This window comes from Streptomyces virginiae (assembly GCF_040638905.1).
Lineage (GTDB): Bacteria > Actinomycetota > Actinomycetes > Streptomycetales > Streptomycetaceae > Streptomyces > Streptomyces virginiae_B.
In genome coordinates, this window is record NZ_JBEZYV010000012.1 from 94,693 (window position 1) to 101,007 (window position 6,315).

The window sequence follows — 6,315 nt, forward strand, 5'->3', positions numbered from 1 at the left end:
TACGCGTACTCCGGTCGGAAGCCGCTCAGTCCGTCAGCCACGGAAGCAAGCCAGCTGCCCCGTCGAATGCTGTGTCGGCGGGTCGAGCTCCATCCCCAGCTCCGCCACGGCGAGGGCGTGTTCGTCTTCGTCCAGCCCGAGAGCGAGCAGTTCGCGGATCTCGCCGACGAGGCGGGCCACGAGACTGCGGTCCGTAGCGCCGTCGTAGTCGCGGATGGCTGCCGCGTGGTCGCTGAATTCGTCCGCCATGTCCTGCGAGAACCAACCACCGAGGAACTGGCCGAGTTCGGGGAAGCGTGCGTGCCATTCCCAGCGGGTCTCGGGCAGTAGTACGGAGGGGCGAGGACCCTCGCCGCCCTCGATGCTCTGCTTGATGTGGTCGGCGAGGAGGAGGAGCCACCTCTGGATCGACGCCTCAGGCAGGCCGACGTCCGGAACCGGGTAGAACTCGCCGAGTCGTCGGCGCAGTCGACCCGGCGGGTTGTGCGCGTAATCGCGCAGCTGCTGCTCCGACCGACAGAGCGCCCCGGTCCGCCTGGCGCCCCGCAAACCACGCAACGGGCCGGCCTCCACCCCCACCAGGGGAGCGGAGGCCGGCCCGTAGCGTTGCGGCCGGCGACGTCAGCCCTTGCTCACCGCCGACAGGATCTCCGGCAGCTTGCGCGCCACCGTCGGCGCCGCGAGCCGCAGGCCCGCCCAGGCCGCCAGCCAGCCCCAGGCCACGCCGACCGGGAGCACCACCCAGGACACGTCCCGGTGTTCGGCCGTGTTCAGCCATACCGCCAGGGCGATCACCGGCGCGCACACCAGCGCCGACGCCAGCATCCCGCCGAGGATCCCGCCCCAGGCGAGCCCGCCCTGCCCCGGGGCGACGTTCTTGAACGCGCCCTCCGTCGGGATCGAGTACGGGAAGCGGGCCGAGGCCAGAGCCCCGGTGCACAGCATCGAGCCCAGCAGGGCGAGGGCCATGCCCACGGCCGCGGGGAAGCCCTGCCAGTCGTCCAGCAGGGCGGCGGTGACCACCGTGACGAGGACCGTGTACGGGAGGGTGACCAGGGCCAGCGCGAAAGCACGGGCACGCAGCTCCACGTACGCGTCGCGGGTGCCCGAGATGGTCTGCGCGACCATCCAGAACGCCGAGGTGTCCTGCCCGAACTGGTTGTACATCTGGACGCCGAGCATGCCCGCGCCGAAGCTGCCGAGGTAGACCGATCCGGTTCCCTGCACCGCGTTGGCGACGGGCACGATCATGCCGATCGCCAGCGCGGTCACCCAGGCCGACTTCGTCTTCGGGTCCCTCACGACGTAGCGCAGGGTGCGCTGCATGGAGGCGCCCGTCCGGCCGGAGGGCAGCAGCGACCAGAAGCCGCCGCCGACGCCACCGCGGTCCTTGACGGGCCCGGAGGCCGAGATCGTCGAGCCGTCCGGGGTGACCATCAGCCGGGTCAGGCTGCGCTCCCAGGACCACAGCAGGCCGGCCAGCGCGGCCAGGGTCAGCACCAGCTGGGCGGCCGCCCGGCCGTACGCGCCCTCGCTCACGGAGTCCACCATGCCGACGGCGGTCGCCGGCGGCAGCCACCGCACCACCGCCTCGACGGGCTCCAGCGCGGACAGGCCGCCCGACTGGAAGAGGCTCTGGCTGGCGAAGTTGGCGAGCTGCGCGCCCACCGCGATGACCAGACCGCTGAGCACCGCCAGGTCACGCCCCTTGCGGCTGGTCAGCAGCCGGACGTTGGCCGTCGCCACGGCCCGCGCGAGGACCACGCAGCCGAGCAGCAGGAGCGGTACGGCCACCACCGCGGCCACTGCGCCGGCGGCGCCGCGCGCGACGGCTATCACCGAGCCGACCGCCAGGCAGAGCGTGAACAGCGGCCCGATGCCCACGAGCGAGGACGCGAGCAGGGCCGCTACGAGAGGACGCGGCCGCAGCGGCAGCATCACCAGCCGGCTCGGGTCCAGCGTCTCGTCCCCGGTGGGGAAGAACAGCGGCATGAAGGCCCAGCCGAGCGCCAGGATCGCGGCCAGCAGGACCACCGCCGTGCCCGCGTGCGCGTGGCCGTGCAGCAGGCCCAGGCCGAGCGTCATGAAGAAGCCGACCACCAGCGCGAAGGCCAGCGTCGAGAAGTAGGCGGCCTTGCGCTTCGAGGAGCCCTTCAGGCCGTTGCGCAGCAGCGACAGTTTGATGCGGACGAAGATCGGGGTGAGTGCGAGCGGCGCCGCGGAGGCGGCGGCCGGTCCGGCGGCGATCCCGGCCGCGCCGGACACCCCCGCGGGCGCACCCGACGTACCGGAGGCCCCGGCGGAGGCGGCGGGCGCGCTCATCGCGTGACCGCCCCGGAGTTGCCGCCGAGCCAGTCCAGCGAGTCCCCGGACGCGTCACGCCCGTGCGCGCCGACCAGTTCGAGGAAGGCGGCCTGCAGGGAGGGTGCGGAGCCCCGTACGTCGGCCAGCGGGCCCGCGGCGCGGATCCGGCCGGCGGCCATCACGGCCACCCAGTCGCACAGCGACTCGACGAGCTCCATCACGTGGGAGGAGAAGACGACCGTGGCACCGGACGCGGTGTAACGTTCCAGCACCCCGCGGATGGTCTGTGCCGACACCGGGTCGACGCCTTCGAACGGCTCGTCCAGGAAGAGCACTTCGGGGTTGTGCAGCAGCGCCGCCGCCAGGCCGATCTTCTTCCGCATGCCGGTCGAGTAGTCGACGACCAGCTTGTGCTGCGAACCGGCGAGGTCGAGGATCTCCAGCAGCTGCGTCGCCCGCTTGTCGGTCTCATCGCCGGGCAGTCCGCGCAGACGGCCCATGTAGCCGAGCAGTTCGCGCCCCGACAGCCGCTCGAAGAGCCGCAGCCCCTCCGGCAGTACGCCGATCCGCGCCTTGACCTCGGTCGGGTCGGCCCACACGTCGTGCCCCGCGACGACGGCCCGCCCCATGTCGGGGCGCAGCAGCCCGGTCACCATCGACAGCGTGGTCGTCTTGCCCGCGCCGTTCGGCCCCACGAGGCCGACGAACTTGCCCGCGGGCAGCTCCAGGTCGATGCCGGCGACGGCCACCTGCTCGCCGAACCGCTTCCACAGACCTTCCACGCGCACGGCGGACGGCGCGGTTCGCGCACCATCCGTCCCGTACGTTCCACCCGTCGCATCGCCCTGGTCCGGCATGCGCCTGCCTCTCATCGCGTCCCCCTTGGTCGTTCCTCCTTCACGATAGGAGGAGGGGGAGAGGCCTCATCAGTTACTTATGTCATGAGTTTCCGGACGCATCGTCATCGCGTGGGAGCGTGCTCACCCCTGGCGCCGCTTGCGTTCCGCCGCCGCCTCGCTGCCGCACGCGTACGCCAGCGCATCGATCAGCTCCTCCGTGTCCGGGAGCCACCGGTTGGCGGGGGTGGGGCGGCGCGCCCACTGGACCGCGCCCCGCCCGCCGAAGCGGGTGGGCGGGGCGGCCACGTACTCGCCCTCCCCGCGGGCAGTCAGGTCGAGCGCGGACGGCGACCAGCCCAGCGTGCGCACGAGGTCCGCGACCTTGACGCCGGCGCCCGGCAGCACGAAGAACAGCATCCGGTGGTCGGGCGTCAGCGTGACCGGCCCGAGGGTGCGCTGCATCCGCTCCAGCCGGGCCAGCGCCAGGAAGCCGGCCGATTCCGGCACGTCCAGCGCGTCGAAGGTCCGGCCCGTCGGCAGCAGGATCGACGCCTGCGGGTGCTTGCCCCAGACCCGGCGCACCTGCACCGCACTGCCGGTGGCGTGCGCCGCCCAGTCCTTGACCGCCGGGTGCGCGCCGGGCACCGGGCAGTCCGCGGCCCCGCAGGAGCACAGCTCCCGGCCGTCCCCGGGCTCCAACCAGGTGCCGGCGAAGACATCCCAGTGCCGTTCTTCCGCGTACCGCACGGCATGGTCCAGCAGCTGCTCGCCGCGCTGCTTGGGGATGGGTGCGGTCTCCGTGACTCCCATGGTCTCTTCCACGCCCATCACAACTGCCCGGATCACCCGGGGTTACGGGCGTAAACCAGCGTGCGGGCGGAGCATCGATCCTGCATACGGGGCGCACTGATGCATGCGTGGGGGCGCGTAGGAGGCCGGGGCGCTGTTGCTGGGTAGCGACACGACGCAGAGCGGAAGATTCTCCGCACATCAGGCGGGAAGTGATCATTCCAACGGATCACCCGCGGTCAGCAGGGGGTTTTCATGGCAGCCAGGCCTCTCGTCGCCCGCCAGCCGAACGAACGGCTGCAGGCGCTCATCCAGGAAGCCGGGTGCTCCAATGCCGGGCTCGCCCGGCGCGTGAACATGTGCGGGGCCGAACACGGCCTCGATCTCCGCTACGACAAGACCTCGGTGGCGCGCTGGCTGCGCGGCCAGCAGCCGCGCGGCCGGGCCCCCGGCATCATCGCCGAGGCGCTCGGGCGCAAACTCGGCCGGACCGTCACCATCGACGAGATCGGCATGGCCAACGGCAAGAACCTGGCCTCCGGCGTCGGCCTGCAGTTCTCCCCGACCGTCATCGGCGCGATCGAGCAGGTCTGCGAGCTGTGGCGCAGCGACGTCGGCCGCCGCGACTTCCTGGTGGGCTCCAGCGTGGCCGCGTCGGCGCTCGTCGAGCCGAGCCGCGACTGGCTGATCACCGGCGCCGACACCCAGGTGGCCCGCAGCGGCGGTTCGCGGGTCGGCATGTCGGACGTCGAGGCGGTACGGGCGACCACCGAAGCCCTCAAGGACCTCGACCACCGCTTCGGCAGCGGCCACGTACGGCCGGTGGTCGTGCACTACCTCAACTCGGTGGTGTCCGGCCTGATCGGCGGCTCCTACCGGGAACCCGTCGGGCGGGCCCTGTTCGCGGCGGTGGCCCGGCTGACGGAACTGGCCGGCTACATGGCGGTCGACACGGGCCAGCCGGGCCTGGCGCAGCGCTACTACATCCAGGCGCTGCGGCTGGCGCAGGCGGCGGGCGACCGGGCGTACGGCGGCTACGTCCTGGCGGCGTCCATGAGCCACCTCGCCGCCGAGCTCGGCAACCCGCGGGAGATCGCGCAGTTGGCGCGGGCCGCCCAGGAGGGGACCCGCGGGCAGGTCACTCCGCGGGTCGAGGCCATGTACTACGCCGCCGAGGCGCGCGGGCACGCGCTGCTGGGCGACGGCCGGGCGACGGGCGTGCTGTCCGCGCGGGCGGTGAGCGCGCTGGAGCGGGCGGAGCCGGAGTCGGGCGACGACCCGGTGTGGATCCGCCACTTCGACGAGGCGTACCTCGCGGACGAGCTGGCCCATTGCCACCGGGACCTGGAGCAGGGGGACGCGGCGGCCCGGCAGGCGCAGGATGCCCTGCGGGGGCTCCCGGCGGGCAAGGCCCGCCGCCGGGCCATCGGACTGCTGCTGCTGGCGGCGGCGCAGGTGCAGCAGCGGGAGGTGGAGCAGGCCTGCCAGACGGCCACGCAGGCGGCGGAACTGCTGGAGGGCCTCCGCTCGAACCGGGGGGCGGAGTACCTGGTGGACTTCAGGGCCCGGCTGGAGCCGTACCGGGAGGAGGCGGCGGTCCGGGAATTCGCCGCCCGAGTCGCCTGACCGTCTGCCCCGAATGCCAGCGGCACCAAACCGGGGCTCCGCCCGGACCCCGCGCCTCAAACGCCGGCGGGGCTGGATGGTGCGGCGGGGCTGAATAGGGGACGGAACGAGGTCGGAAATGGGGTGGGGTGTTGGCCGGGACGTGAAACGTGATGTGTTGGCGCGGTAGGAGCCAGTACGGCCGATCCGCCCCAGGGCGCCATAAATCATGCAGTCCCGGACGACACCCCACCCCGCCCCCGGCCCCGGCTCCCCGGGCCCCGCCCCCGCTCCGTCCCGCGAGCAGGTAGCGTTGCCGGACGGTTCCGTACGGTCGGGCGAGTCGGAGAAGGAGTCCCGGTGACGCAGAGCGGACAAGGGGGCGCACCGCAGCCTGGTGCCCCGTGGGATCCGGACCCGGCGTCCGGTTATCCGGCGTACCCGGAACAGCCGCAGCAGGCGCACCCCGGGGCCGCATACGGCTACCCGCAGGCGTACCCCGCACCGGCGTCCGAGCCCGGCCACGTGGTCGGGCCCGGCTACGAGGGCCCCGGTGCACCGCACGGCTATGGCTATCCGCCGCTGCCCGAGGCCGCGACGCAGTACATCCCGCCCGTGCCCGCGGCCCCCGGGCACGACGAGGCCGCGACGCAGTACATCCCGCCCGTGCCCGCGGCCCCTGGGCACGACGAGGCCGCGACGCAGTACATCCCGCCCGTGCCCGCGGCCCCTGGGCACGACGAGGCCGCGACGCAGTACATCCCGCCCGTCCCCGCGG

The 6,315-nt window shown here is 73.2% G+C and carries 5 protein-coding genes and 1 pseudogene; 2 read left to right on the forward strand and 4 right to left on the reverse strand.

Annotated elements, in window-relative coordinates; translation table 11 throughout:
- Positions 1-33: 33 nt before the first annotated feature.
- From AB0F82_RS19175 to AB0F82_RS19190, 4 genes are all read right to left on the reverse strand, one after another.
- The gene (locus AB0F82_RS19175) at positions 34-579 is read right to left on the reverse strand and encodes a contact-dependent growth inhibition system immunity protein (RefSeq protein WP_362629020.1); all 546 of its coding nucleotides are present in this window, start codon (positions 577-579) and stop codon (positions 34-36) included.
- A gap of 42 nt (positions 580-621) precedes the next feature.
- On the reverse strand, positions 622-2,322 hold the full coding sequence (locus tag AB0F82_RS19180) for a transporter (RefSeq protein ID WP_362629023.1): 1,701 nt from the start codon (positions 2,320-2,322) through the stop codon (positions 622-624).
- Complete coding sequence (locus tag AB0F82_RS19185) at positions 2,319-3,161, reverse strand: ABC transporter ATP-binding protein (RefSeq protein ID WP_362629210.1); 843 nt, start codon at positions 3,159-3,161, stop codon at positions 2,319-2,321. The genes AB0F82_RS19180 and AB0F82_RS19185 overlap by 4 nt, the downstream gene beginning before the upstream one ends.
- Before the next feature lie 123 nt (positions 3,162-3,284).
- A complete protein-coding gene (locus tag AB0F82_RS19190; RefSeq protein WP_362629026.1) occupies positions 3,285-3,965 on the reverse strand; it encodes a bifunctional DNA primase/polymerase in 681 nt (226 codons plus the stop codon).
- Between the two features lie 222 nt (positions 3,966-4,187).
- On the opposite strand from AB0F82_RS19190, the gene AB0F82_RS19195 reads away from it, so the two are divergent.
- Positions 4,188-5,558 (forward strand): transcriptional regulator, encoded by a 1,371-nt coding sequence (locus AB0F82_RS19195; protein ID WP_356815086.1) that lies wholly within the window; start codon positions 4,188-4,190, stop codon positions 5,556-5,558.
- 339 nt (positions 5,559-5,897) lie between these two features.
- A pseudogene (locus AB0F82_RS19200) lies at positions 5,898-6,315 on the forward strand (hypothetical protein); the annotation flags it as partial.